The sequence below is a fragment of the Profundicola chukchiensis genome (assembly GCF_029664245.1).
Classification (GTDB): Bacteria; Bacteroidota; Bacteroidia; order Flavobacteriales; family Weeksellaceae; genus Profundicola; species Profundicola chukchiensis.
Genome location: NZ_JANAIE010000053.1, coordinates 1 through 232, shown reverse-complemented (window position 1 = coordinate 232; position 232 = coordinate 1). Strand labels below are relative to the sequence as shown.

Annotated in this window: 1 protein-coding gene; it reads right to left on the bottom strand. The window is 71.6% G+C overall.

What is annotated here, in order from left to right; all coding sequences use genetic code 11:
* On the bottom strand, window positions 1-232 hold a 232-nt coding region (locus NLM59_RS11645), incomplete at both ends, for a polyphenol oxidase family protein (protein WP_304417951.1).

The window sequence follows — 232 nt, the reverse complement described above, 5'->3', positions numbered from 1 at the left end:
CCGCGACGATGTCGCTGCGGTGCGCGCCCAGGGCTTCCATCGCCGCGAGCGTGGCTTCCAGCACGCCCGTCAGTGCTCCTTTCCAGCCGGCATGGGCGGCGCCGACCACGCCGGCGCTGCGGTCGGCGAACAGAACCGGCTGGCAATCGGCGGTGAGAATTCCAAGCGCGATGCCCGGCGTCGCGGTGACCATGGCATCGGCTTTCTGCCGGGGCTGGTCGGGGTGCGTCAG